We start from the raw sequence: 25,863 nt of genomic DNA, 5'->3' as shown, positions 1-25,863 counted from the left end.
AGAGGCTGGTGACGAGTCAAGAGCAGTGAGGCTTGAACAAAGTGAAAGCCAGCGTCTTTAGGCGCTGGCTGGGAATGTGGGCTTATAGCCCCGGTTCAAACCACCCGTTAGACGGGTGGTCATGATTTTTTATGCTTTGAAAATGCGGTTGAGTGGTCGGTGAACCATGGTAATCATCAGCAACTTAACCAAGTCAGGAATCAGAAAAGGCAGGACAGTTAGGGCTAGTGTTTTCTCCAGACTGCTATGGGTGATGAGGGAGAAAACAAGGCTTCCTGATAAAAAGCAGAGGGCATCACCGAGAAGATTTGCCAGAAAAACCTGGATAAGAGATGATGTCGGTGATGTCAGCACGGCAGTTACTCCTGCGTAAAGCAAGAAGCCCCAGAGAAAGCCAGCAGTTGGACCAAAAAGTGCTGCCATGCCCCCTGACAATCCTGCAAAGACAGGTAGCCCGATGGCTCCTAGGAGGAGATAGAGGAAAAGGCTAGTCAGCGCCTCTTTAGGACGGTAAAGAGTGGCAATCAGCCCCACCGCAAGCGTCTGTAGGGTAAAAGGTACAGGACCAAGCGGAATGACAAGCTGTGATAAGACAGCAATCAATCCGGCACCGATTGCAGGATAGATAAGGGACTTGGTTGTTCGATGATTCATAATGTTATCCTTTCTATTTTTAGAGGGTAACGAAATTATAAAAGGATTGACTGCAAAAGTCAATCCTTTTTTTATCGGCTGTCACAGGAACCAGCTATTTTTGCTTTGCTCACTTCACGTCCTCTATAGATGATGAAAACTTGCGTAGCAAGTTCCCTCCCGTTGTATCTTGTGTCAATCCGAATTGTGTTCGAGCTAAGAGTTACGATGAAAAAGATAGGTAGCTGTTTCGGCTTTAGCTAGTTACGGAAAGCGAGGTCCACTTGAAGAAGCTATCGCAACTTGGTTACGTTACAGTTCCATTTTGGCGATAGCTAGCTGGTTATATGCAATAAGTAGCAAATGAATTGAACACAGCCTATGAGCTGTGTAAAAATAGAGCCTACAGGCTCTCCGTCAACCTCCTATTAGGAAACCTCCACTGGAGCTTTTCACTCGTCAAAACTCCTATTTTTGCTTTGCTCGCTTCACGCCCTCGTATCTTGTTTAACTGAGTTCGAGCTAAGCACTGTGTGAAAAAGATAAATACCCCTAGAAACTGTCGTATTTCCTATTTTCACTGTGTGCTTTATACGCTCTCACATCTTCTAATTGAACACGCCCTAAACTCTGTGCGAAAAAGACAACTACTCCTAGAAGCCTGTGCTTCTTCGTCGTAGTTTCTATTTTCGCTTTGAATTTTTAACGGGCTTTGTATCTTGTTTTAGCGCATGGTGACAAATTCTTCTGCCCCTGTTGGGTGAATCGCAACGGTTGCATCAAAGTCAGCCTTGGTAGCCCCCATCTTAATCGCTACTGCAAATCCTTGAATCATCTCGTCTACTCCGTAGCCAATGCCGTGGAGCCCGATGATGGTTTCCTCTGGTCCAGTCGTGACCAGCTTAAACTTGGCAGCTTGTCGGTGGCTTCCAAGTGCGGTATACATAGAGGTAAAGCCAGAAGTGTAGACCTTGACCTTTTCAACCCCAAATGCTGCTTCGGCTTCTTCTTGAGTGTAGCCGATGGTGCCAATGGCAGGGTGTGAAAAGACAACGGTCGGAATGAAGCGGTAGTCCATTTTGGCGCCTGTCTTCCCATTAAATAAGCGTTCGGACAAGGTACGGCCAGCCTTAATGGCAACGGGTGTCAATTCTTTCTCGCCTGTCACATCACCAAGCGCATAGATGTGTGGGACACTTGTCTCTTGAAATTCATTGACGGCAATATGACCAGATGCAGTAGTGGTGATGCCGACAGCTTCAAGGTTCAAGTTTTCAATGTTGGCTTTTCTACCAACTGCCCAGAGGATTTTATCAGCAGTATGCTGGCTTCCGTCCTCAAAGGAAATGGTCAGGCTTCCATCAGCATTTTTTTCAATAGCTTGCGGAATTTTATGAGTATGCAGGGTTAGACCAGTCCGCTCCATTTCCGCCACGAGGGCGTCTGTAATATAGCTATCAAAGCGGCGTAAGGGACGGTCACGGCGGACAAAGAGGTCCGTCTTGACCCCGAGTGAATGCAGGACACCTGCCATCTCAACAGCGATATAGCCAGCACCGATGACAGCTACTGACGCAGGAAGTGTTTCCCAGGCAAAGACATCATCAGAGACGCTGGCATACTCGCCACCAGGGATGTTTGCTTGGACGGGCTTCGCCCCTGTTGCAATAACAATCTTATCTGCGTAGATGAGCTCCCCATTGACGGCTACGGTATGTTCATCAACAAAGCGGGCATAGCCATGGATGACCTCGACCCCATTTCGTTCAAAGGTGCCCTTGTAGGAATTTCTAGAACGTTCAATGTAGGCATCGCGGTTTTTCTTTAAGGTCGCAAAATCAAAGCTGACGCTATCTGCTGTAAAGCCGTATTCTGGCCCATAGTGGTGGAGGGCTTCAGACACTTGAGCGCCGTACCACATAATTTTCTTTGGCACGCAACCAATATTGACACAGGTACCACCGAGGAGGTTTCCTTCAATCACGGCGGCTTTTGCACCGTGTTCTGCGGCACGGTTCATGGTGGCAATTCCTCCAGAACCTCCGCCAATCGCAATTATATCAAATCGTTTCATACTAGTTTCCTTTCTGATGATAGGCTTAGGCTTTCTTTTATTGTAACGCTTTTTTCAACTTCCTGCAAAAATCGGCTACGTTTGTCCAAACTTACAAAAGTGTAAGAAAATTGTCAGCGTGAGTAATGGCAAAAAAATAGATTTTTGTGTAAAATAATAAATAATCTAAGAAAATGCTTGCATTTTTAGTTGTATTGATGTATTATATAGACAATACAACAACTTGTTCATCACAAAAGGAGAAAAGATATGTTTAAGACAAAGAAAAGCAAAATCATTTTGTTTTCCAGCTTAGGAGTGGTAGCACTTGCACTTGTTGGAGGGGGCTTACTATTTGGAGGTAAGAAGACAGAAGCACCTGTTGCAGCCGAAGGTTTGATGTATACGACCGTGAAAGAAGGCTCGATTGCTTCTTCAACACTATTATCAGGGACAGTTGCTGCAGCTGATGAGCAGTATGTTTATTATGATATTTCAAAAGGAGATTTGAATGCAGTCTTGGTGGCCCAAGGTGACCAGGTACAGGTTGGCACACCACTCGTTCAATATGATACAGCCGAATTACAAGCAGCTTATGATACAGCGGTGCGGGCCCGTGACAAAGTAGGACGTCAGATTGAAGATCTTCGTGTAAATGGTCAGAGCGTTGATTTGACAGGTGACGCTACAGTTGACGGTAAAGCCACTTCTGCTGCGCAACGTACTGTCGACATGCAAATGCAAGACTTGAACGATGCCTATGCAGATGCCCAAGCAGCAGTGGATAAGGCCCAAGCAGCCTTTGATGAGGCGACTGTTACCAGCAATGTTGCAGGAACCGTTGTTGAAGTCAATAAATCCGTTTCAAAATCAAACACCAGCACCAACCAAACGGTTGTACACATTGTCAACCAAGGTAGTTTGCAAGTAACTGGTGAACTGTCAGAGTATGACTTGGCAAATATCTCTGCTGATCAAGAAGTGAACATCACGTCAAAAGTATACCCTGATAAAGTTTGGACTGGAAAAATTTCGTACGTATCAAATTATCCTGAAAATGGTCAAGCTGCAACAGCTCTTCCTGGTTCAGGAGGGGGCGCTTCCAATTCCAAATACCCATTTAAAGTAGCCATTACTAGTGAAATTGGAGAATTGAAGCAAGGATTCTCTGTCAATATTGAGGTTGTCAATAACAGTAAAAATATCCTTGTACCAGTAACTGCTGTTGTTCCAGAAGGCGATAAAAACTTTGTTTGGACAATCGTTGATGGAAAAGCTCAGAAAGTGGAAGTTACGCTTGGTAGTTCAGATGCGATGTATCAAGAAGTAACAGGAGGTCTGAAAGCAGACGACCACGTCATCTCCAATCCAAACGATAGCTTACAAGATGGAAAAGAGGTAGAAGCGCATGAAGAAACAACTCATCAAGCTGATCAACATCAATAAGAGCTATAAAAATGGAGATCAAGAACTACGCGTTTTAAAAGATATTAATTTGGAAGTAGAAGAAGGCGAGTTTCTTGCCATCATGGGTCCGTCTGGATCAGGGAAATCCACTCTGATGAACATCATCGGTCTCTTGGATCGTCCGACGGCAGGAGAGTACGTCCTTGAAGATACAGAAGTCAGCCAGATTTCAGAAGGGAAATTGGCTAGTGTCCGTAACAACCAAATCGGCTTTGTCTTCCAGCAATTCTTCCTCCTTTCTAAGCTGAATGCTCTTCAGAATGTGGAGTTGCCCTTGATTTATGCAGGGGTAGCTGCTAGTAAGCGTAAGAGCTTGGCTCAACAATTTTTAGAAAAGGTCGAGCTGGGCGATCGGATGACGCATTTGCCGTCAGAATTATCAGGTGGTCAGAAGCAACGGGTGGCAATTGCGCGTGCCTTGGTCAATAGTCCATCCATCATTTTAGCGGATGAACCAACAGGGGCTCTTGATACCAAGACAGGCGATCAAATCATGGAACTTTTGACGGAGCTAAACCGTGAGGGCAAGACCATTATCATGGTAACCCACGAGCCAGAAATTGCTGAATATGCCAAACGCCGCATCGTCCTTCGTGACGGAGTGATTACAGAAGACAGACGCAAGGAGGAGAACTAGATGGAAAATGTAAAATTTGCCCTAAAATCAGTCCTTGCCCACAAGATGCGCTCACTTTTAACCATGTTAGGGATTATCATCGGGATTGCATCCGTTGTTGTCATTGTGGCCTTAGGGGAAGGGTTTAGAAGAAGTTTATCCGATGCCCTAGCAGGCGATCGCAATAATGTGCAACTCTATTTCTCAAATACTACTACTGAAACTCTCCAAGATGGCCTTGTCAGTCGATTTTCAGAAACACAAACGACCGATGAACCAGAACCAATTTTAACAGATGGAGTTCTGAAAGGGCTATTGGAAGTGGATGGGGTCAGCAACTACTATACAACCAATAGTAATAATGGAGAAATCAGCGTTGGCGCTAAAAAGGTGGAAGGTGTTTTCATTACAGGGGTCAGCCTATCTTACTTTGATGTCAAAGACATCACCCTCTTAGCTGGGCGCAAGTTTACCACCAATGACTACTCTCAATTTGCCCGCATTATCATGCTGGACGAGAAGAGTGCCGAAACATTATTTGGAGATGCGCAATCTGCCTTAAACCAGACCGTCAGTCTATCCAATAAGGCCTACTTGGTTGTCGGTGTGTATAAGGAAGAAGGTGAAGGAGGCCTCCTTAATTTTGGAGCAGGTGGTGCGGCTTTGATGACCAATACACAGGTGGCTGCGGAGACAGGTGCTTCTGAAAATGCACAAGTATACGTTCACATAGAAGATGTCTCTCGTACTTCAGAAGTTGGTAAGGCTGCGGCTGATTACTTGACCAGAGCCACTCATCTTAGAGAGGCCAAATACGATATTCAAGATTTCTCTGAATTCCTGGATACATTCAATACTCAATTGTCAGGAATGACCCTATTTATTGGTTCTGTTGCAGGAATCTCCCTTCTTGTAGGCGGTATCGGGGTGATGAATATCATGCTGGTATCTGTGACAGAGCGGACACGTGAAATCGGTCTGCGGAAAGCCCTCGGTGCGACCCGTAGCAATATCCTCTTGCAATTCTTGATTGAAGCGATGGTCTTGACTAGTCTCGGTGGAGCTATCGGTCTAGGAATTGCACAGTTAGCGGTTACGCTGATCAATGTGAGCAAAGCCATGGGACCACAAATTACGGCGATTATTTCGCTTCCGGTGGTGCTTGGAAGTCTCGCCTTTTCAGCCGCAGTCGGTGTCATCTTCGGTGTCCTACCAGCCAACAAGGCTTCTAAACTAGACCCAATCGAAGCCCTTCGTTATGAATAATCTCTCATCATCATGTTAGGAGGATGGTATCATGAAAAAATTAGTTTATCTTTGTTTGTTTTTCCTGACCTGTCTTGGTCTGTCAGCCTGCTCCATCAGAAGCGGCGAAACGGCTGAAAAAAAGGACAAGGGTCATTCTGAAATGATTCGTGTCTATGATGCGGATGAAAAGAAGATTCTTGAGACTAAGGATAAGGAAGTTCTTGATACCTTCGGGGAATATGTCGGTTCAGCTGGTGAAAATGTTGAGGGAGAAGAAGTCTTTGCGGACATGCCTGCTGATGCCAAGGTCGCCTATCATTTTGTACTGACGACAAGGGATGGGTCCGACATCGATATGTATGTCTATGAAAACGACCATCACTTGCTGATGAAAGATATTCCCCTAATCGGCAATTTGAAACTCCCTGTTTCAGAAAAGGAGCTAGATTGGCTTCGCCATCCTGAAAAATGGTGATGAAAGAGTGAGGCAATCGATTTTTTTGAAACTGCGATTGTATAGTGGATTGAGAAAGGAATAGGATAAGGCAAGGAGCTGCAGATAGAACTGGCATTCATCAAAGCGACTTAATGATGTCCTAACCTTTATTCAATTCAACCATATCTCACTCCTTCGATTTATTGATACAAATGTCCACTAAAAAACTCCGGTAGCCGATGCTACTGGAGTTTTCGTTTATTTCATCGTTGGGAAAAGTAATACATCACGAATCGTAGTGGTATCCGTCAGCAACATGCAGAGGCGGTCGATTCCGATACCGAGTCCACCTGTTGGTGGCATACCGTATTCAAGGGCTTCTACATAGTCGTAGTCGATACCAGTTGCTTCGTCATCTCCCAATTCTTTTGCCTTGGCTTGAGCCTTGAAGCGTTCCAATTGGTCGATTGGGTCGTTCAACTCGGTGAAGGCATTTCCATACTCTTTGGTCATGATAAAGAGCTCGAAACGATCTGTAAAGCGTGGGTCAGTATCATTTTTCTTAGCAAGTGGTGATACAGCGACAGGATGTCCATAGACAAAGGTTGGCTGGATTAGCGTATCTTCTACAAATTCCTCAAAGAAGGCATTGATGATTTGGCCAACTTCTGTGTAGTGTTTTTCTACAGGAACCTTGTGCTCGCTCGCGACAGCTTTTGCTTCTTCAAAGGTCATATCTTGCCAGAAATCCACCCCTGTTTGTTCCTTGATGGCATCTACCATGTGGACACGCTTGAATGGCAGGTGGATATTGATGTCCGTTCCTTGGTAGGTCACAGGACCGTCTCCGACAACAGCTTTTGCCGTGTGTTGGATAATTCCCTCGGTCAAGTCCATGATGTCAAGGTAGTCTGCGTAGGCCTGATACACCTCAATCGATGTAAATTCTGGATTGTGAGTGGCGTCCATTCCCTCGTTACGGAAGATTCGTCCGATTTCATAGACACGCTCCATACCGCCGACAATGAGGCGTTTCAAGTGCAATTCGGTCGCAATCCGCAAGACCATATCGATGTTTTGGGCATTGTGGTGGGTGATAAATGGACGGGCAGCAGCTCCCCCTGCTTCATTGTGAAGAACAGGTGTTTCTACTTCCAAGAAACCAAGTCCGTCCAAGTAACGGCGGATTTCTGATATAATTTTGCTACGAGTGACAAAGCGCTCGAAGCTCTCACGGTTTGAAATCAAGTCCAAGTAGCGTTTGCGGTAAATGGTTTCGGTATCTGTTAAACCGTGGAATTTTTCTGGTAGCGGGCGAAGGGCTTTTGACAAGTGGGTCAATTTGCGGGCATGAATGGACAATTCGCCCATGTTGGTCCGCATGACATCTCCCTCAACTCCGATAAAGTCTCCGAGGTCAGCCTTGTTGAAGAGTTCGTAGTTTTCTTCGCCGACATCATCCTTGCGGACGTAGATTTGGATTTGGCCTTCGCGGTCTTGAATGTGGGCAAAGCCAGCCTTTCCTTTTCCACGCTTGGTCATCATCCGACCTGCAATCACCGCAGTAGCGCCTAATTCAGCCAAGTCTTCTTTACTCTTATCTTCGTATTGTGCCTTTAATTCTGCGGAGTTGGCAGTGCGTTCGAAGCGTTTTCCAAAGGGGTCAATCCCTTTTTCACTTAGGGCAGCCATTTTTTCACGGCGCACCAGTTGCTGGTCATTTAATTCTTCAAAATGTTCATTTGACATAGTCGTTTCATTCCTCCAAAGTCTATCTCACTTATTCTAGCATAAAAGCAAAAAAAAATCAGCTAGGATAGCTAATTTTTCTGATAAATATACGATTTTATGGCAATCGGTCCATGCTCATTTAACCGTCAAATCGGCAAAGCTGGCTCCTACAAAATCTGCCAAGGCTTGGCTATCGATGCGGATGGAGCGCCCGATTTCTCCAGCAGAGACAATCATCTGCCCCAATTCCAAGGCAGATTGGTCAATGTAGATGGGAAAGGCATGTTTCTGGCGAATGCCGACAGGGTTATTAGCCCCGTGGACATAGCCAGTCGTCTTTTCCAAGTCTTTCTGCGGAATCATGCTGACTTTTTTATTGCCTGAAATCTTGGCCAGGGCTTTTTCGGACAGGTGCTCGGTAATCGGCACAATTCCGATGACAGGTCCCGTCTTATCACCAGTCAAGGCTAGGGTCTTGTAAATCTGATGTTCTGCGACATCGTCTAGCAGTTTCCCTTCAAGAGCGTTGATTTCAAGGCTGTCATGAGCAATACCTGCCTTGTCTAAGATTTGGTCCACCAAGGTTTTCTTGATTTTCTTTTTCTTACTCATGACTTGTATTTCTCCTCCAGTTTGCTCATCCATAGGCCTAGCCAAATGCCTAGTGAAAATAGGAGAATGGCGAGCAGCCAAGTGTTTAGTCCTGCACCAGCGTAGGAGATGGATTCTTCATTTCCAGCCTGTGGAATCAGGATTAAAAGGGTGCTAGATAGGACGATACCGATGATGAAGTGGTAGACACGGGAATGGTAGTGTTTGAGCGCAAAGTCCATGGCTTTTGAAAAGGCCAGCATGGCAAGGACACCACCGAGGGCAATCGGCAAAAAGGTTCCAAGCAAGTCAAGGGATTTAAAGCCATTGAGCATAGGGGTGTAAATACCCAAGATGAGGAGCAGGTTGGACGGGCTAAGACCCGGCACTAGAATCCCCAAGGCAATCAAGGCTCCCGCTAGGACAAAGCTAGCAAAGCCAGCAGGTAGAGTACCAACGAGGTCATTGAGGAAGTAGAGGATGAGGCCAGAAATGACGAAAGTGCCAACCAACCAAGCGAGGTCTACCCTATCTCGTTCAGTCTGTTGAGTGGATTCCTTAACGAGGCTAGGAATGGTTCCCACAATAGCACCTGCAAATCCCCAGAGGACGATGACTTGATAGTGGGCTAACAGATATTCAACAGGGTAAGAAAAGAGGGCAATTCCTAAAATACCACCGATTCCTACAGGAATGAAAAAGAGCACATTTTCGATGAAATTCTCACGGATATGCGCGAGAAAGCGAATCATCCGCTCATAAATTCCTAAAATCGCTGCCAAGACCCCGCCTGATACTCCAGGCAAGATAAAGCCAAGGGCGATAATCATTCCTTTAATGATTCTTGCAATCCAAGATGACATAGTTTCCTCCATAAAAATAGGTATAATCAATCGAACGGAAACGAAAAACGTTCAAAACGATTCTATTATACCATATTTTAGGAAATTGTGTGCCTAGCGATTAGGCAAGAAAAAACGTGGGCTGGTAGGGATCAAGATGCCTAGGACAAGTAGGACGACAAAGAGGGTCAAACCGCCTGCTGTTCCATTGACAGTAAAAGAATACCAATAAGCCGACATTCCTTCAGGAGCGTAGCTGCCCCAAAAGATGACGCCTGCGATATAGTGAATGAGGTAACGGACGAATACAGCCAGACTAGCAGCGAGAAAGGCCTGTTTAACGGCCGTTAGCTGTTCTTTGGCCTTCAGAGCCTTTTGAAAGCTGGGTGCGAAATAGCCTGCAAGCCCCATTGCAAGAAAGGCCAGGATATATTCGAGCAAGACTTGGGAGAAGGAGAGATAGTAGACCTTGCCGAGGGCGAAGTGCAGCAATCCCCAGACTAGACCAGCTAATAGGCCATACTTTGCGCCTCTACGCAGGGAAATCAGCACCAGAGGAATGGCACCAAAGGATGGATTGAACCAGCCTATGAAGTCAGGAATAAAGGACAGAACCATAGCAAGGGCAGCAAAGAGAGCGACTTCGACGAGGGCGGTGAGATTTTTGGACATAAAGAAAAACTCCTTTTTATTTCACAAAAGGAGCCTTGGTCTTTGATAATACGAGTAAAAACCAGTATGTTTCAAACACAATCCCTACGCTAGTGTTAACTAGATCAGGTTCGAGGATTTCGCAGATGCGATCTCAGCCGAAGCACTCCTTTGTGATAGATATTTAATTATAGTTAGTATAGCATGTTATTGAGGGTTTGTAAACAACTTTTGATAAACTTGATTTGGATCTTTGAGAGTCGTAATCAAATTGAGGTCCAAATGGTGGGCAAAGCCGTTGAGATAACCTACAGATGTGTATTGATGCAGGTCATAATCTAAATTTGTATTTGGCGCGGCATTGTAGTAGCCCGAGTTGGTGCCATAGGTCGGAATCCAGAGGGCGGTAAACTTATTTACGGAAATCTGATGTTCTTCCATAAAGTAGGTCCCGATGTAGATTCCAATATTTTTCACCCCGAGGTCTTCCAATTCTTGGCGGAAGGCTTCGACACCGGCATTCATGTCCTCCATGGTCTTGTCTTCGACATCGAGCCAGTAGTAGGTCGGCTTGAACTTGTAGGAGGCTTCGTAGAAGGTTTTGGCCTCCTTTTTCATGGATTCGATGCTCGTTCCAGTGACATAGGCATAGACCGCAACGGGAATACCACGTGCTTGAAATTCCTTGATATGGGTCTGATAGTGCTTGTCAATGCCCTTTTCGTCAGATGCGTTGTTATCCTTTCGGGTATGCGAACCACTCTGTACACGAATAATAGCACCAGATATGTTGGCGGAAAGGGTGTCGTAGTCAATATCAGATGGGCGTTGCCAGCCAGAGACATCGATGATCGGTTTCATGTCCAGCGCATTGGTGATATGAACGGTGCTGGCATGGTAACTCGGCTTAGTCGACGTGCTTTCATCTGTTGGTTGAACGACTTCTTGCTTGTCTTTTTCTTGTTCTTGATGCCTTGCTTTTGTCGTAAGAATAATCCCTGTAAAACAGAGGAAAAACAAGGCAACAAGGATAGGATGTATTTTCTTTCTCATTGCTCTTATTCTATCCTAAATGGAGGGAAAAATCAAAAAAAATAAGCTGAAAGCAGAAGAATTTATCTTGACAGCAGGCAGAGAATCCGTTACCCTAGAAGAGGAAATAAAAGAGAGAGTACCATGTATCATGTCAACGAGACGAATCAGCCAGATTGTCATCTTAGCAGCTCTATCCATTGCGCTTCGTGCTGCATTTGGAGCCCTACCAAATATCAAGCCGATTTCGGCTATCTTTCTAGTCAGTCTTTGCTTTTTACCCCTTGGCGACAGTCTCTGGGTCATGGCCTTGACAATGTTAGGAAGTAGTCTTATATTTGGATTTGGCCTAGTCGTTTTTTGGCAGATTGCAAGTTTTGCAGTCGTCATGCTCTTGTGGCGTATCCTTGTGACTCCCTTTATTTTAAAGGGGAAGTTGGGGATTGAATTACAAAGTATCCTTGCAGGAGTAATTTTATTCCTCTATGGTTTTTCGATTAGCCTTCCGACTGCTTGGCAATTCGGGACAAATCCGATTCTCTATTGGCTAAACGGCCTATCGTTTGACGTGCTACACAGTGTTTCAACTGTTTTATTCTACCCTATTATTTATTCTATATTTAGGAGATATTACCCTTATGAAAAAATGGATGCTTAGCGTCGTAACAGTTATCGCAGGTCTCTTTTTAGTAGCTTGCCAACCGCAATCTGCTTCACAAGCAGAGCCAACCTATACAGCAACCTTGAAAGTGACTTTCCCAGACAATAAGGTCGTTGAGGAAAAGGTGACATTTGAAAAAGATGACTCGGTGATGGATATTTTAGAAGACCACCACAAAGTTGAAGAAAAAGATGGCCTAGTTACCTCTATTGATGAGGTCAGCCAGAATCCAGAAAAAAACACCTATTGGATGTATGATGTCAATGACGAATTAGCTCCAAAAGGTGCCAAGGAAATGCACGTTTCAGAGGGTGATACAATTGCCTTCTACCTGCAAACCTTCCAGTAAATAGAAGAAGAGAATGGGGTTGGGACATAAGTACCCAACCTCATTATTTTTATAATTTGAGCAGTTTGACGTATATATTAACAGTCCAGTGGACTGTTAATACCTGAGCTCGGAAACTAGAAAGCGAAGACAGTCAGGGGAGTGACTGTTGATACCCGAGCCTAGAAATAAAGGAGTGAGGATAATCGATTTCTACGAAATCACGATTGAGTCCCACTCCCATTTTTGTTTGCGAAGGGGACTGCTACATCTTGGAAACGCTTTTCCCTAAAATTGTCAGATTTTTCCGTATTTAGTAGCGAAATATGGTATAATGAGAGCAATACTCTAGAAGATGCTTAGGAGAATAGATGAAGATTGATAAACAGCATTTGCTGAACTATTCGATTTTAATTCCATATTTAATTTTATCAGTCGTTGGGTTGATTATGATTTACTCAACGACTAGTGCCTTGCAGGTTCAAAATGGAAGGAATCCTTTTCAACTCTTGCTCAGTCAGGCTGGCTATTGGGTACTTAGCTTGATTGCAATTGCGATCATTTACCGCATGAAATTGAGCTTTTTGCGCAGGCCAGGTTTAATCTATGTTACGTTGATTGTTAACGGATTTTTACTGGTCATCTCCCATTTTTTTGAGGCGGTCAACGGCGCCCACGGCTGGATTCGTTTGGGACCTAAGGGAATTATCGGTTTGCAGCCAGCTGAGTACCTGAAATTGCTGATTATTTGGTATCTAGCTCACCAGTTTGCTAAGATTCAAGGTGACATTCACAAATATGACTATCAGGCTCTGACCAAGGGACGCTGGATTCCCGATAAGCTAAATGATTGGCGGGTGGTGAGTCTACTGTCTCTAGGTCTAGTCGCTTCGCTTCCCGACTTGGGAAATGCAGTGATTGTTGCCTTGATTATGATGATTATGATTACGAGTAGTGGAATCGGCTATCGCTGGTTTTCAACAGCGCTGATTGGGCTTGTTTCAGTCTCTGCCCTGCTCCTTGGCTCTATTCGAGTGCTTGGTGTTGAGGTGGTGGCGAAAATTCCGCTCTTTGGTTATATTGCGAGACGTTTTGCGGCCTATTTCAATCCCTTTGAAAATGCGACAGAATCAGGTTTGCAGTTGACCAATTCTTACTATGCCATGAGCAACGGTGGCTGGTTTGGCTTAGGCTTGGGCAATTCGATTGAAAAAAATGGTTATCTACCAGAAGCCCATACGGATTTTGCCTTTTCGATTGTCATTGAAGAATTGGGATTTTTTGGCGCAAGTTTGATTTTGGGGCTTTTGTTCTTCTTGATGTTGCGCATTATCGTCGTAGGGATTCGAGCGAGAAGTCCTTTCAATGCTATGATGTCTTTTGGCGTAGCTGGGATGTTGCTCGTTCAGACCTTTGTCAATATCGGTGGAATTGCTGGCTTGATTCCAGCGACAGGCGTCACCTTTCCCTTTATTTCTCAAGGGGGAAATAGCTTGCTCATCATTTCTATTGGAATAGCCTTTGTGCTGAATATCGATGCCAGTGAAAAACGCGAGTTGATTCAAGAAGAGATTGAACGAACAATGGTTTAGAAAGACTAGGAAAAATAGGTAGGAGAAAAGGAAGATATGGCGATTCAAAAATTAGAAAACTACACCAACAAGGAAACCATCCAAGAAGAAGTCGGCATTCTGACGAATATCTTGCAAGATGTAGCCCGTCAGATTATGTCTGAGGAAACCTTTGATAAGATTATCGAACTTGGAAACCTCTCAAAGCAGGATGACTACAGCCAGCTAATGGACATTATCAGCCAATTGACCAACGATGAACTGGAAGTGATTGCCCGCTATTTCGCGGTCTTACCACTCTTGATTAACATTTCAGAAGATGTCGATTTGGCCTATGAAATCAACCACCAAAACAACCTAGGTCAGGATTACCTCGGAAAAATTTCAACGACAATTGATGTGGTGGCAGAGCGTGAAGATGCCGCTGAAATCCTAGAAAATCTCAATGTGGTGCCCGTCTTAACGGCTCACCCGACTCAGGTGCAGCGCCAGTCCATGCTTGATTTGACTAAGCATATCCACGAATTGCTCCGTCGCTACCGTGACGTGAAGCTAGGTCTCATGAACCGGACCAAGTGGTTGGATGAATTGCGCTGCTATGTGGAAATCATCATGCAGACCGAGATGATTCGGGAGAAGAAGCTCAAGGTGACCAATGAAATCACCAATGTCATGGACTACTACAATAGCGCCTTCATTAAAGCTGTGACCAAATTGCAGCGGGAATACAAGAATCTTGCCGCTGATCGGGGAATTGAGCTGGTCAATCCGCGCCCGATTACCATGGGCATGTGGATTGGGGGAGACCGTGACGGCAATCCATTCGTGACGGCTGAAACCTTGAAATTATCAGCGCTGACCCAGTGCGAGGTCATCATGAATTACTACCATGAGCAGCTGGAAAAACTCTACCGCAATTTTTCACTGTCTACCAAGATTGTCGCTGTCAGCCCTGCTGTTCAGGCCTTGGCAGATTTATCGGCAGATGCGTCTGTCTACCGTGAGCATGAGCCTTATCGCCGTGCCTTTCATTACATCCAGATGAAATTGGCCAATACCCGCGATTATCTGATTCACGACCAGAAAAACGATGAGCGCTATGCCAATGTCCGTGAGTTTAAGGCGGATATCATTGCGATTAAAGAATCCTTGGAAGAAAACAAAGGGGCAGCTCTCCTAAAGGGAGACTTGACCGAGTTGTTAGAAGCGATTGAAGCCTTTGGTTTTTACTTGGCAAGTATCGATATGCGTCAAGATTCGAGCGTCCACGAAGCAAGTGTGGCGGAGTTACTAGCTTCTGCGAAAATCGTGGAAGATTACAGTAGCCTGTCAGAAGAGGAAAAATGTCAGGTTCTCCTCAAAGAATTAGTGGAAGATCCCCGCATCTTGTCTGCAACCCATATTCCAAAATCCGAGCAGTTGGAAAAAGAATTGGCGATTTTTGCAGCAGCCCGTGAATTGAAAGACAAGCTGGGTGAGGAAGTCATCAAGCAGCATATCATTTCCCACTCCGAACACGTCTCTGACCTCTTGGAATTGGCCTTGCTTCTAAAAGAAGTCGGCTTGGTTGATGCGGAACGTGCGCGTGTGCAGATTGTGCCACTCTTTGAGACGATTGAAGATTTGGACAATGCCCCTACCACGATGCGCAATTACTTGCAGCTAGACGTTGCCAAGTCTTGGATTGCAGGTAACAACAACTACCAAGAAATCATGTTAGGCTATTCGGATTCTAATAAAGACGGTGGCTATTTGTCATCTGGTTGGACTCTCTACAAGGCCCAGAATGAATTGACCCAAATCGGTCAGGAATACGGGGTGAAAATTACCTTCTTCCATGGACGTGGTGGAACAGTTGGTCGTGGTGGCGGTCCGTCTTACGACGCCATTACCTCTCAACCGTTTGGTTCTATTAAAGACCGTATCCGCTTGACCGAGCAAGGAGAAGTGATTTGGAACAAATACGGAAATAAAGATGCTGCTTACTACAACCTTGAGATGCTAGTATCTGCGACCTTGGATCGTATGGTGACCCAGATGATTGTGGATACAAATGAAATCGGTGGCTACCGTGAGGTGATGAATGACATTGTCGAAGATAGCTACCATATCTACCGCGATTTGGTCTTTGGCAATCCGCATTTCTATGATTACTTCTTTGCAGCAAGTCCGATTCGCGAGGTGTCAAGCCTCAACATTGGCTCTCGGCCAGCAGCACGGAAGACCATTACGGAAATCGGTGGCCTGCGTGCCATTCCGTGGGTATTCTCATGGTCCCAAAACCGAATCATGCTACCAGGCTGGTACGGGGTCGGCTCGAGCTTCAAACGCTTTATAGATAAGGCTCCAGAAAACCTAGCCAAATTGCAAACCATGTATGAAAACTGGCCTTTCTTCCGTTCGCTCTTATCAAATGTCGACATGGTTCTCTCTAAGTCCAATATGAACATCGCCTTTGAATACGCGAAAATGTGTGAAGATGAAGAAGTGCGTTCGGTCTTTTACACCATTTTAGACGAGTGGCAATTGACCAAAAATACCATTCTTGAAATTGAGCAAAATGACGAATTGCTGGCAGAATTACCGTCCTTGAAATCCAGTCTTGCCTACCGCATGCCGTATTTCAACGTCTTGAACTATATCCAGATTGAATTGATTAACCGCCTGCGCCGTGGTGAATTGAGCCCAGACCAAGAAAGTCTGATTCACATTACCATCAACGGTGTTGCAACAGGCTTGCGGAATTCAGGATAAAATAGAAAAAATCGGTTTCTGCCGATTTTTCAGAACGTAGACAACCCCAAAATCTATTTAAACAAGTTTAAAAAATCTGCTAACTGGACATTCGATTTGTTGATTTTCGCGAGCGGAGCGAGCCCCATCAGATACTTTTCGCTGTGGTAAAAGTCGGGAGTGGGACTCAATCGTGATTTCGTAGAAATCGATTATCCTCGCTCCTTTGTTTCTGGGCTCGGGCTAAAATAATCCACTGGATTATTTTACTCCGCAGGAAGTCGCTACCGTCCGCACCACCTAAGAAAAGTATCATAAAAGAACGTTTTTCAATCTTAAAAATCGGTTTCTGCCGATTTTTTTGTCTTTTTTATGCTAGACTTGTAACCAAGAGCAAGTTCATTCGTTCTATAGTCAAATGAATTAACTTTCAGACAAGGAACTGAGACGCAGACAGTACTGGAGTACGGCAAGTCGAAAGTGACGATGTATCAAAGTTCATTCAAAAGACTATATTAGTGAAAGGAGGGGAGAAAGATTAACTTTGATGACTATGAAACAGAAGTAATGCGCATCGCAACGGAGATTTCCTACTATCTGCAAAAGTCGGGTGCCAGTCGGGCAGATAGTGATGATATTGCGCAGGATGTCTTGGTCAAGATTCTCGAAACAGACATCGTTCTTCCCTTCGAGAAACTACGAGCCTGGCTCTATCGCTCGGCTATTCGGGCTTACATTGATCGCTATCGACGGGACAAGCGCTATCATGATCTTGTCCAGCAGGAATTTTTCCACAAGGAGGCCCTGCTCAAGTACGATACAAAGGATTACAGTCCCTTGCATGAAGCTGTTCTTGCCCTACCGACCAAGTACCAGCTCGTGATTGATTGCTACTATTTTCAAGAAATGACGACCAAGGAGGTGGCCCAGGTGCTGGGCATTAGCCAAAGTTTGGTGAAAATCAACCTCTACCGTGGTCGCAAGCAGCTAGCAAGATTGCTAAAGGAGAAAGGATATGACTATGAAGACTTTTGAAGTGGTAACCAAGAAAAGCAAGCGGAGAAACCTGCTCAAGACGATTGGAATTTCGCTTTTGACCTGTTTGGGTCTTACGATGATGACATGTAAGGGGTTAGCCTGGCTGACTGCCCGCCATGCCAATGAACTGCGAGAGTGTCACCAAACCATGATGGAGATTAGTTATCCTAATGTCAGCTATATCAATTGGTCTTTTATTGCAGATTCTGAATTTACAGGGACTTATTATGCCGATCAGGTCAAGGATATTGCAGGAATCACCGTTCCTTTTGAAGATTTTCAAGGAGTTTACGGCCTCTCACAGGGCTATGAGGCACGCCAAGCCTTGAATGTCTATCTCGCCTCGGACGAAAAGGCCAGCTACACATACGGTAGTAGCTACAAGGTTCCAATGTTTTACAATATCCATCGCAATTATCATCAAATGGGGGAAGTGCTCACGCAGGATATCACGGCTTTGTCTCAAATGCCCAATCGTGCGGTTGAAATGGCGGTGACCTTTGATAAACCCTATACGTTTGACGAGATTCAAACCCTGATTCCTGATAACTTAAAAATCAAATGGTACTGGATTGGAACGGAGACTCTCCATGATACCCGCCGTTTAAAACTGGATGCCCAGATTGGTTTTCAGCCCAACTTGACGGAGCCAGAGACTTATGAGGAGATGAAACAGCAGAAGAAGCCTGAACAACGTTCTGCAGAAGAATCCAAAAAAGTCAATGAAGCCTATCAAAAGAAACTGGCTGAGCTGACCCCCAGTCAAGGCTTTCGCAATAGCTATACCTTCTTTCAAGCCCATCTTCAAGAGGCCCTATCAAAAAACTGGCTTCGTTATACCAGCACAGATCGGGCTGGAGAAGAGTTCGACCTGACCAAGGATGTGGAAGAATATCTGGAAAAGAATCCAGACGGAAAAACAGCCAAGTTTGCAGGTGTCATTTTGACAGGAAGGGCAGAGGATTTTGCTTCCCTTGAAAAAGCCAGTTGGATTTTTGCGTCCAACATCGGGCAGGACGTGGAAATTAAGCCCTATCATCAGTTGAGCACTCCATGAATCTTTCCAAACTGACAAGGATTTAGATAGCGTTTTTATAAATGTGATAAAATATAATGAGACCTGTAACTTTTACGGGTCTCGTTTCGTTTTATTAGTGAAGAAGGGAGGGAAGGATTATCAAACTAGATGAGTATGAAAAAGTCTTGATTGGGTTTGCTACGGACGTCATCGCTTATCTGATGAAATCAGGTGTGACAAAAGAGCAGGCAGAAGATGTTGTACAGGACATTTTTGTCAAACTCCTTGAAATGCCAGCGGCCATACCCGGTGAGAAAATCCGAGCCTTCATGTACCGCTCTGCTATACGACGTTACATCGACAAGTACCGCAGGGACAGGCGTTATATGGACATTTTTCGGCAAGAATTTTTCAAGACCCAAGAACTTTCCCCCTTTGAGACCACCGAGTATGACTTTTTGCTAGAAGAAGTAGAAAGACTCCCGCCACAGGACGCTCTCCTCTTGGACCTCTTTTATTTCCAAGGTTTTTCCATTGGTGAAATAGCAGAGCTTCTTTCTTATTCCGTCAGCAAGGTCAAGGTCAGTCTTCATCGCAGTCGTCAAAAACTAAAAAAGGCTCTTAAACAGAAAGGATACCACCATGGAAACATTTGAACTATTAGCTAAGAAAACGAAAAAAGAATGGAAAAAACGGACCCTGTTCATTAGTCTTGGAACAGTTCTACTCGCTGTGGTGGTGGGGTTTCTCATCTGGATAGGCTTGTCATTTCTGGCCACAAAGCAGCATCAACAGCTAGATGATTACTATTACCAGCGGACAACCATTGCTTTTCCGAATATGCAACAAGACAATGTTCGCGTCACATTCGCTCATAATCTCGGTGGGCATTATGAAGCGAACCTAATCAAAGATATAGATGGTATCTCCGTTAAGTATGAAGAGATTGAAACAGATTTTTCGGCCATGAAATGGAATCATGATTTTCTAGCAACTTTTGTACTGCCATCGTCTGTGGAGCAAGATAGTACCGAGATGGCCTATAGTTATAAAAGTCACCAAAAGGCAGCCTTGTTTTTCAACCCTAAAGCCAGCTACGGTTCAAAAGATGTTATCCGAAAACCTGCTCAAGAATTGCCTTACCTAGATCAGATGAAGGGGCAGTTGGTAGAGGTAGCCATCAGCTTTGACAAGCAGTACACCTTAGCAGAACTAAAAGAAAAACTTCCGAAAAATCTCAAGGTAAACTGGTACTGGATTGGTAGTGTGAGCACTGAAAATACAGCGCATAAGGCTATCAGCCATCTATTTGGTTGGGCACCAAGGAGACAATGGCCTGATCCATCCTATCAGGAATTTTATGAATTATTAGAAGAATTTAGCCACAGTAAAGAATATAAAGAGATGGGACAAGGGGGGCTAGCAGAAGATGTGAAAGCGCACCTTGCTTCCAAGGGGAAAGTCGGAAAAGCAACCTTTGGCGGCGTCATCCTAACAGGCAAGGCAGAGAACTTTGCCCAGCTAGAAAATCAAGATTGGATTTTCGCCTCAAGCATTGGTGCGTCTATCCCGAATCAGCCTTATTATCAGCTCGATGTGGAATAAATCATAAAAAAGATAGAAAATACTTGCATTTCTGCTACAATTTGATAGAATAGTAAGGTAAAGTTAGACTGTATTGCCTACTGTCTATCTATAAAATATATTTTATTGGAGGCTTTTACCAAAATGGCAAAAGAAAAATACGATCGTAGTAAACCACACGTTAACATTGGTACAATTGGACACGTTGACCACGGTAAAACTACTTTGACTGCAGCTATCACAACTGTATTGGCACGTCGCTTGCCTTCATCAGTTAACCAACCAAAAGATTACGCTTCTATCGATGCTGCTCCAGAAGAGCGCGAACGCGGAATCACCATCAACACTGCACACGTTGAGTACGAAACTGAAAAACGTCACTATGCGCACATCGACGCTCCAGGACACGCGGACTACGTTAAAAACATGATCACTGGTGCCGCTCAAATGGACGGAGCTATCCTTGTAGTAGCTTCAACTGACGGACCAATGCCACAAACTCGTGAGCACATCCTTCTTTCACGTCAGGTTGGTGTTAAACACTTGATCGTCTTCATGAACAAAGTTGACTTGGTTGACGATGAAGAATTGCTTGAGTTGGTTGAAATGGAAATCCGTGACCTTCTTTCAGAATACGATTTCCCAGGTGATGACCTTCCAGTTATCCAAGGTTCAGCTCTTAAAGCTCTTGAAGGTGATTCAGCATTTGAAGACATCATCATGGACTTGATGAACACTGTTGATGAGTACATTCCAGAACCAGAACGCGATACTGACAAACCATTGCTTCTTCCAGTCGAGGACGTATTCTCAATCACTGGACGTGGTACTGTTGCATCAGGACGTATCGACCGTGGTACTGTTCGTGTCAACGACGAAATCGAAATCGTTGGTATCAAAGAAGAAACTTCTAAAGCAGTTGTTACTGGTGTCGAAATGTTCCGTAAACAATTGGACGAAGGTCTTGCAGGAGACAACGTTGGTGTCCTTCTTCGTGGTGTACAACGTGACGAAATCGAACGTGGACAAGTTATCGCTAAACCAGGTTCAATCAACCCACACACTAAATTCAAAGGTGAAGTTTACATCCTTACTAAAGAAGAAGGTGGACGTCACACTCCATTCTTCGACAACTACCGTCCACAGTTCTACTTCCGTACAACTGACGTAACTGGTTCAATCAAATTGCCAGCAGGTACTGAAATGGTAATGCCTGGTGATAACGTAACTATCGACGTTGAATTGATCCACCCAATCGCCGTTGAACAAGGTACTACTTTCTCTATCCGTGAAGGTGGACGTACTGTTGGTTCAGGTATGGTTACAGAAATCGAAGCATAATTCGATTACGTTCCCAGAAATAACAATTATAAACAGACAAAAAAAACAGCCCACTGGGCTGTTTTTTCACGAGCTTAAAAACACGAAAGCGAGTACGCCCAGTGGGCTGTTTTTTCACGAGCTTAAAAACACGAAAGCGAGTACGCCCAGTGGGCTGTTTTTTCACGAGCTTAAAAACACGAAAGCGAGTACGCCCAGTGGGTTTCTTTTTGTCCTGTCACCTCGTTTTTCCCAATAAAACATGTATCGGCAAGAAGCTGTATGCTTTTTGTCATGTGTAGAACATGTTTTTTATCTATCAATACTTTCTTTCTTTGCTCATTTGTGATAGAATATACATTGAAAATAAATTTAGAAGAGGTATGTGAAATGTCACGGAAACCAATTATCGCAGGAAACTGGAAAATGAACAAAACAGCAGCAGAAGCGCGTGCATTTATCGAAGCGGTGAAAACAAAAATCCCTTCAAATGACCGTGTGGAGACTGTTATCGGCTCACCAGCTCTTTTCATTGAAGGAATGAAAAAAGGTGTTCGCAACTCTGACTTGAAAGTGGCAGCACAAAACTGCTATTTTGAAGACTTTGGTGCATTTACTGGGGAAAACAGCCCTGCAACACTTGCAGCACTTGAAGTGGATTATGTCATCATCGGTCATTCAGAACGTCGCGATTACTTCCATGAAACAGACGAAGACATCAACAAAAAAGCACATGCAATTTTCAAAAATGGTATGACTCCAATCATCTGCTGTGGAGAATCTCTTGAAACTTACGAAGCTGGTAAAGCTGAAGAATTCGTAGGTGCGCAAGTATCTGCAGCTCTTAAAGGTTTGTCTGCAGAGCAAGTCGCTTCATTGGTTCTTGCTTATGAGCCAATCTGGGCAATCGGTACTGGTAAGTCAGCGACTCAAGACGATGCACAAAAAATGTGTAAAGCAGTTCGTGACGTTGTTGCAGCAGACTTCGGTCAAGAAGTGGCAGATAAAGTGCGTGTTCAATACGGTGGTTCTGTAAAACCAGAAAACGTAGCAGAATACATGGCTTGTCCAGATGTGGATGGAGCACTTGTAGGTGGAGCATCACTTGAACCAGCAAGTTTCCTTGCTTTGCTTGAGTTTTAAGACCAAAGAATAGATAATAGACGATAAAAACTTCTAACATTTAGCTAGAAGTTTTTATTGCAACATAGGAGAAAACATGAAACTAAAATCTCTTGTATGCCTATCAGGGGTGGTACTGGCTTGTTGGATGAGCCCTGTGACCGCAGATAGTCTGATTACACCATTACAGCCACTGACGCAAGTGAGTCACGAAGCCTCTGTAGGAAATCTACAAGTGGTGGCAGAAGATGGCAAGGTTAAGGCTATCGTGTCTCAGTTACCAGATGACTATGAGCCTTCTGTTGGGACTTTGTGGACAAAAGAGGATAAGAGTGACCAAGTAACCATTTCCTCATTTGAGAAAACTGAGAATGGAGACTATGAGGCAGTTCTCGTGCGAGATGCTTTTCCTGTAACAGCAGACACCTTTTATCTTCAAGTCGAAGTAAGAAACAAAGAGGGACAGATTGAAAACTTGGAACCTTATCCATTTCAATGGACTCTTACTCCGCCAACAAGTTCGACGAGTTCATCGTCTCCTGCAACAAGCGCAGATGATGTGTCATCCAGCAGCAGTAGCCTTGCGAGTGCTTCTAGGGTAGAGCCTGGTTTGAGTAGCTCGAGCTCGCAGAGCACGAGTCCATCCTCTACTACTCCAAGTAGTTCCACTCAAACGGACGGTGTGTTTCGGAATGCCCCTGCTACCCGTAAAAGGCAGCCAAAGGTGAAAAGCGAAGCTTCCTCGTCTTTAACAGAGTCTAGGATACCCGTAGCTTCTAAGGAATTGCCTCATGAACTTAGACAAGAGCCAACTGAAGCAGTAGAAATAAAGTCTAGTGGGAAGATTGAAATTCAGCACATCAATGAAAATGACGGGACCTTTGATGTGTTGATCCGTGATATTCGTGCCTCTCAGGAGGTTCAGGGAGTACGTGTTCCTGTCTGGACCGGTAAAGGTGGTCAAGATGATTTGCGTTGGTATGAAGCCGAACGACAATCGGACGGGGCTTATCACATCCGAATTGATAACCGCCTGCACCACTACGAAACAGGCAGCTATCATGTGCATTATTACTATCGTTATAAAGATGGTAGTCAGGAGGGTATTGGTACGATTCGGACGGAACTTCCAGTGCCGACTAGACCAAGTGGGAAGATTGAAATTCAGCACATCAATGAAAATGACGGGACCTTTGATGTGTTGATCCGTGATATTCGTGCCTCTCAGGAGGTTCAGGGAGTACGTGTTCCTGTCTGGACCGGTAAAGGTGGTCAAGATGATTTGCGTTGGTATGAAGCCGAACGACAATCGGACGGGGCTTATCACATCCGAATTGATAACCGCCTGCACCACTACGAAACAGGCAGCTATCATGTGCATTATTACTATCGTTATAAAGATGGTAGTCAGGAGGGTATTGGTACGATTCGGACGGAACTTCCAGTGCCGACTAGACCAAGTGGGAAGATTGAAATTCAGCACATCAATGAAAATGACGGGACCTTTGATGTGTTGATCCGTGATATTCGTGCCTCTCAGGAGGTTCAGGGAGTACGTGTTCCTGTCTGGACCAGTAAAGGTGGTCAAGATGATTTGCGTTGGTATGAAGCCGAACGACAATCGGACGGGACTTATCACATCCGAATTGATAACCGCCTGCACCACTACGAAACAGGCAGCTATCATGTGCATTATTACTATCGCTATAAAGATGGTAGTCAGGAGGGTATTGGTACGATTCGGACGGAACTTCCACTACCAACTAAACCAAGTGGGAAGATTGAAATTCACAATCAAAATAGGGCAAATGGCCGTTTTGATGTATTAATTTCCAATCTGAGAAGTCCCCAAAAAATTCAACGTATTCTCATACCTGTTTGGTCTGCTAAAAAGGGACGAGATGACCTTCGTTGGTATGAGGCTACCAAGAAAAAAGATGGAAGTTATGCAGTATCAATTGATCCGGGCAATCATGGCTATGATCAAGGTCTTTATCATGTCCACTGGCATGTTCAGTATACAGATGGAATAAGAGTAGGGGCTGGCACCACTCGAACAACGGTCAGTATAAAAGATGTAGTAGCACGAGCAGATATAGCGATTCAAAAAATGAATCATTTGGATGATAGTTTTGAGGTTCATATCTCTAATCTTCGTGCCTCTACCAGTGTGGATGCTGTCTATGTTCCTGTTTGGGCTGATATAAATGGTCAAAATGATATTATCTGGTATAAGGCTAATCAGCAAGCAAATGGTTCATATAAGGTAAAGGTTCATGCAAGAAATCATCAGTTTGAATCAGGTGTCTATCACGCAGAACTCTATATTTTGAGCCAAGGAAAGCGTTACAGGGTGAGTGGAACAAAGACGCATTTGAATGTTAGTAGTCGCTCCCCTAAGGCCTTTGTGGATGTAAGTAGCCATAATGGTTCTTTGTCTGTGGCAGATTACCGCAAACTCTTAGAACAGGGTATATCTGGTGTTGTTGTCAAACTGACAGAAGGTACCAGCTATCAAAACCCTTACGCTCAGGATCAAATCAAGAATGCCAAAGCGGCAGGTCTAAAAGTATCTGTCTACCATTATTCGCACTTTACAGATCGTTCATCAGCTCAAGCAGAAGCACGTTATTTCACAGCCTTTGCAGCTCAATTAGGTCTTGCGAAAAGTACGGTCATGGTTAATGACATTGAAGAGTACAAAACTCGTAAGAATATCAATGCCAATATGAAAGATTGGGAAGCAGAGATGCGTCGTCTGGGCTATCAAAATTTAGTCCACTATGCAGGTGCTAGTTGGATTGATGTGAATACCTTGGGGTATGCTGGGCCGATTCAGACAGGCCAATTTGGAATTGGAAATTTCTGGGTAGCACAATATCCTTATAAAACGATGACCTTTGACCAAGCGAAAACAATGGGCTTACATGCCGGTGCAGCAGCTTGGCAGTATACATCAGCAGCTCAGTTACTACCAGGCCGACATCTCTTTGATGTGAATATCGACTACACCGGTCGCTTTACAGATTGATTGTTACTGATAGTACGAAATCGTGAGCAGAAGAAAAGGAGGTTGGGACGATAGTACCCAACCTCCTTCATTTTTATAGTGTAGCTGACAGAATCAATAGCCAAAGGAGTGGACAATCGAGGCTTCTATAGCACGATTGTTCCACTCCTTTTATTGG

At 44.5% G+C, this 25,863-nt stretch carries 22 protein-coding genes and 1 riboswitch; of the genes, 15 read left to right on the top strand and 7 right to left on the bottom strand.

Features of this window, described 5'->3' with window-relative positions; all coding sequences use genetic code 11:
- Nucleotides 1-129 precede the first annotated feature (129 nt).
- Both BU202_RS06030 and gorA read right to left on the bottom strand, forming a co-directional pair.
- Nucleotides 130-654 (bottom strand): biotin transporter BioY, encoded by a 525-nt coding sequence (locus BU202_RS06030; protein ID WP_075104886.1) that lies wholly within the window; start codon nt 652-654, stop codon nt 130-132.
- Nucleotides 655-1,357: 703 nt separating this feature from the next.
- Nucleotides 1,358-2,707, bottom strand: a complete 1,350-nt coding sequence (gene gorA, locus BU202_RS06025) for a glutathione-disulfide reductase (RefSeq protein ID WP_075104885.1) — start codon at nt 2,705-2,707, stop codon at nt 1,358-1,360.
- Between the two features lie 249 nt (nt 2,708-2,956).
- Here gorA and BU202_RS06020 point away from each other — a divergent pair, with 249 nt between their 5' ends.
- From BU202_RS06020 to BU202_RS06005, 4 genes are read left to right on the top strand one after another with little or no spacing between them, the layout of a single operon-like run.
- Nucleotides 2,957-4,132 (top strand): efflux RND transporter periplasmic adaptor subunit, encoded by a 1,176-nt coding sequence (locus BU202_RS06020; RefSeq protein ID WP_075104884.1) that lies wholly within the window; start codon nt 2,957-2,959, stop codon nt 4,130-4,132.
- Entirely contained in the window at nt 4,095-4,790 is a 696-nt protein-coding gene (locus BU202_RS06015; RefSeq protein WP_075104883.1) for an ABC transporter ATP-binding protein, read from the top strand. The genes BU202_RS06020 and BU202_RS06015 overlap by 38 nt, the downstream gene beginning before the upstream one ends.
- Nucleotides 4,791-6,035 (top strand): ABC transporter permease, encoded by a 1,245-nt coding sequence (locus BU202_RS06010; protein WP_075104882.1) that lies wholly within the window; start codon nt 4,791-4,793, stop codon nt 6,033-6,035. It abuts the gene before it with no gap.
- Between the two features lie 31 nt (nt 6,036-6,066).
- A complete protein-coding gene (locus BU202_RS06005) occupies nt 6,067-6,492 on the top strand; it encodes a hypothetical protein (protein ID WP_075104881.1) in 426 nt (141 codons plus the stop codon).
- A 219-nt stretch (nt 6,493-6,711) separates the two neighbouring features.
- On the opposite strand, the gene lysS is transcribed toward BU202_RS06005, so the two are convergent.
- The 5 genes from lysS to BU202_RS05980 form a co-directional block, all read right to left on the bottom strand.
- Complete coding sequence (gene lysS / locus BU202_RS06000; RefSeq protein ID WP_075104880.1) at nt 6,712-8,202, bottom strand: lysine--tRNA ligase; 1,491 nt, start codon at nt 8,200-8,202, stop codon at nt 6,712-6,714.
- A gap of 117 nt (nt 8,203-8,319) precedes the next feature.
- Nucleotides 8,320-8,796 carry an aminoacyl-tRNA deacylase gene (locus tag BU202_RS05995; protein ID WP_075104879.1) on the bottom strand — a complete coding sequence of 159 codons (477 nt, stop codon included), beginning with the start codon at nt 8,794-8,796 and terminating at the stop codon, nt 8,320-8,322.
- On the bottom strand, nt 8,793-9,638 hold the full coding sequence (locus tag BU202_RS05990) for a DUF368 domain-containing protein (RefSeq protein ID WP_075104878.1): 846 nt from the start codon (nt 9,636-9,638) through the stop codon (nt 8,793-8,795). The genes BU202_RS05995 and BU202_RS05990 overlap by 4 nt, the downstream gene beginning before the upstream one ends.
- Before the next feature lie 93 nt (nt 9,639-9,731).
- Nucleotides 9,732-10,289 carry an energy-coupled thiamine transporter ThiT gene (gene thiT / locus BU202_RS05985; protein WP_075104877.1) on the bottom strand — a complete coding sequence of 186 codons (558 nt, stop codon included), beginning with the start codon at nt 10,287-10,289 and terminating at the stop codon, nt 9,732-9,734.
- A 64-nt stretch (nt 10,290-10,353) separates the two neighbouring features.
- A riboswitch (TPP riboswitch) is annotated at nt 10,354-10,449 on the bottom strand.
- Between the two features lie 26 nt (nt 10,450-10,475).
- Nucleotides 10,476-11,321 (bottom strand): glycoside hydrolase family 25 protein, encoded by an 846-nt coding sequence (locus BU202_RS05980; protein ID WP_075104876.1) that lies wholly within the window; start codon nt 11,319-11,321, stop codon nt 10,476-10,478.
- Nucleotides 11,322-11,388: 67 nt separating this feature from the next.
- Between BU202_RS05980 and BU202_RS05975 the strand changes: the two genes are divergently transcribed.
- The 11 genes from BU202_RS05975 (at nt 11,389) to BU202_RS05925 (ending at nt 25,706) form a co-directional block, all read left to right on the top strand.
- The gene (locus tag BU202_RS05975; protein WP_244149025.1) at nt 11,389-11,958 is read left to right on the top strand and encodes a hypothetical protein; all 570 of its coding nucleotides are present in this window, start codon (nt 11,389-11,391) and stop codon (nt 11,956-11,958) included.
- Complete coding sequence (locus BU202_RS05970; protein WP_075104875.1) at nt 11,939-12,310, top strand: DUF4430 domain-containing protein; 372 nt, start codon at nt 11,939-11,941, stop codon at nt 12,308-12,310. Before BU202_RS05975 ends, BU202_RS05970 begins: the two co-directional genes overlap by 20 nt.
- 350 nt (nt 12,311-12,660) lie before the next feature.
- Nucleotides 12,661-13,881, top strand: a complete 1,221-nt coding sequence (gene ftsW, locus BU202_RS05965) for a cell division peptidoglycan polymerase FtsW (protein WP_075104874.1) — start codon at nt 12,661-12,663, stop codon at nt 13,879-13,881.
- A 36-nt stretch (nt 13,882-13,917) separates the two neighbouring features.
- Nucleotides 13,918-16,614 (top strand): phosphoenolpyruvate carboxylase, encoded by a 2,697-nt coding sequence (ppc, locus tag BU202_RS05960; RefSeq protein WP_075104873.1) that lies wholly within the window; start codon nt 13,918-13,920, stop codon nt 16,612-16,614.
- A gap of 516 nt (nt 16,615-17,130) precedes the next feature.
- On the top strand, nt 17,131-17,628 hold the full coding sequence (locus BU202_RS05955) for an RNA polymerase sigma factor (protein ID WP_279626016.1): 498 nt from the start codon (nt 17,131-17,133) through the stop codon (nt 17,626-17,628).
- A complete protein-coding gene (locus BU202_RS05950) occupies nt 17,609-18,688 on the top strand; it encodes an anti sigma factor C-terminal domain-containing protein (protein ID WP_083605760.1) in 1,080 nt (359 codons plus the stop codon). Before BU202_RS05955 ends, BU202_RS05950 begins: the two co-directional genes overlap by 20 nt.
- A gap of 146 nt (nt 18,689-18,834) precedes the next feature.
- Complete coding sequence (locus tag BU202_RS05945; protein WP_075104871.1) at nt 18,835-19,305, top strand: RNA polymerase sigma factor; 471 nt, start codon at nt 18,835-18,837, stop codon at nt 19,303-19,305.
- Entirely contained in the window at nt 19,292-20,254 is a 963-nt protein-coding gene (locus tag BU202_RS05940) for an anti sigma factor C-terminal domain-containing protein (RefSeq protein WP_075104870.1), read from the top strand. Before BU202_RS05945 ends, BU202_RS05940 begins: the two co-directional genes overlap by 14 nt.
- A 123-nt stretch (nt 20,255-20,377) precedes the next feature.
- Nucleotides 20,378-21,574 (top strand): elongation factor Tu, encoded by a 1,197-nt coding sequence (gene tuf / locus BU202_RS05935; protein WP_067089207.1) that lies wholly within the window; start codon nt 20,378-20,380, stop codon nt 21,572-21,574.
- A gap of 369 nt (nt 21,575-21,943) precedes the next feature.
- A complete protein-coding gene (gene tpiA / locus BU202_RS05930; RefSeq protein WP_075104869.1) occupies nt 21,944-22,696 on the top strand; it encodes a triose-phosphate isomerase in 753 nt (250 codons plus the stop codon).
- Nucleotides 22,697-22,772: 76 nt separating this feature from the next.
- Nucleotides 22,773-25,706, top strand: a complete 2,934-nt coding sequence (locus tag BU202_RS05925; protein ID WP_075104868.1) for a GBS Bsp-like repeat-containing protein — start codon at nt 22,773-22,775, stop codon at nt 25,704-25,706.
- Nucleotides 25,707-25,863 lie beyond the last annotated feature (157 nt).

This window comes from Streptococcus cuniculi (assembly GCF_001921845.1).
Lineage (GTDB): Bacteria > Bacillota > Bacilli > Lactobacillales > Streptococcaceae > Streptococcus > Streptococcus cuniculi.
The sequence above is the reverse complement of the archived record's forward strand: the minus strand, read 5'-3'. Positions and strand labels throughout refer to the sequence as shown.

Coding starts and splice junctions, on each gene's coding strand:
- BU202_RS06030 (WP_075104886.1), bottom strand. CDS start 654: ATGAATCATCGAACAACCAAGTCCCTTATCTATCCTGCAATCGGTGCC.
- gorA (WP_075104885.1), bottom strand. CDS start 2,707: ATGAAACGATTTGATATAATTGCGATTGGCGGAGGTTCTGGAGGAATT.
- BU202_RS06020 (WP_075104884.1), top strand. CDS start 2,957: ATGTTTAAGACAAAGAAAAGCAAAATCATTTTGTTTTCCAGCTTAGGA.
- BU202_RS06015 (WP_075104883.1), top strand. CDS start 4,095: ATGAAGAAACAACTCATCAAGCTGATCAACATCAATAAGAGCTATAAA.
- BU202_RS06010 (WP_075104882.1), top strand. CDS start 4,791: ATGGAAAATGTAAAATTTGCCCTAAAATCAGTCCTTGCCCACAAGATG.
- BU202_RS06005 (WP_075104881.1), top strand. CDS start 6,067: ATGAAAAAATTAGTTTATCTTTGTTTGTTTTTCCTGACCTGTCTTGGT.
- lysS (WP_075104880.1), bottom strand. CDS start 8,202: ATGTCAAATGAACATTTTGAAGAATTAAATGACCAGCAACTGGTGCGC.
- BU202_RS05995 (WP_075104879.1), bottom strand. CDS start 8,796: ATGAGTAAGAAAAAGAAAATCAAGAAAACCTTGGTGGACCAAATCTTA.
- BU202_RS05990 (WP_075104878.1), bottom strand. CDS start 9,638: ATGTCATCTTGGATTGCAAGAATCATTAAAGGAATGATTATCGCCCTT.
- thiT (WP_075104877.1), bottom strand. CDS start 10,289: ATGTCCAAAAATCTCACCGCCCTCGTCGAAGTCGCTCTCTTTGCTGCC.
- BU202_RS05980 (WP_075104876.1), bottom strand. CDS start 11,321: ATGAGAAAGAAAATACATCCTATCCTTGTTGCCTTGTTTTTCCTCTGT.
- BU202_RS05970 (WP_075104875.1), top strand. CDS start 11,939: ATGAAAAAATGGATGCTTAGCGTCGTAACAGTTATCGCAGGTCTCTTT.
- ftsW (WP_075104874.1), top strand. CDS start 12,661: ATGAAGATTGATAAACAGCATTTGCTGAACTATTCGATTTTAATTCCA.
- ppc (WP_075104873.1), top strand. CDS start 13,918: ATGGCGATTCAAAAATTAGAAAACTACACCAACAAGGAAACCATCCAA.
- BU202_RS05950 (WP_083605760.1), top strand. CDS start 17,609: ATGACTATGAAGACTTTTGAAGTGGTAACCAAGAAAAGCAAGCGGAGA.
- BU202_RS05940 (WP_075104870.1), top strand. CDS start 19,292: ATGGAAACATTTGAACTATTAGCTAAGAAAACGAAAAAAGAATGGAAA.
- tuf (WP_067089207.1), top strand. CDS start 20,378: ATGGCAAAAGAAAAATACGATCGTAGTAAACCACACGTTAACATTGGT.
- tpiA (WP_075104869.1), top strand. CDS start 21,944: ATGTCACGGAAACCAATTATCGCAGGAAACTGGAAAATGAACAAAACA.
- BU202_RS05925 (WP_075104868.1), top strand. CDS start 22,773: ATGAAACTAAAATCTCTTGTATGCCTATCAGGGGTGGTACTGGCTTGT.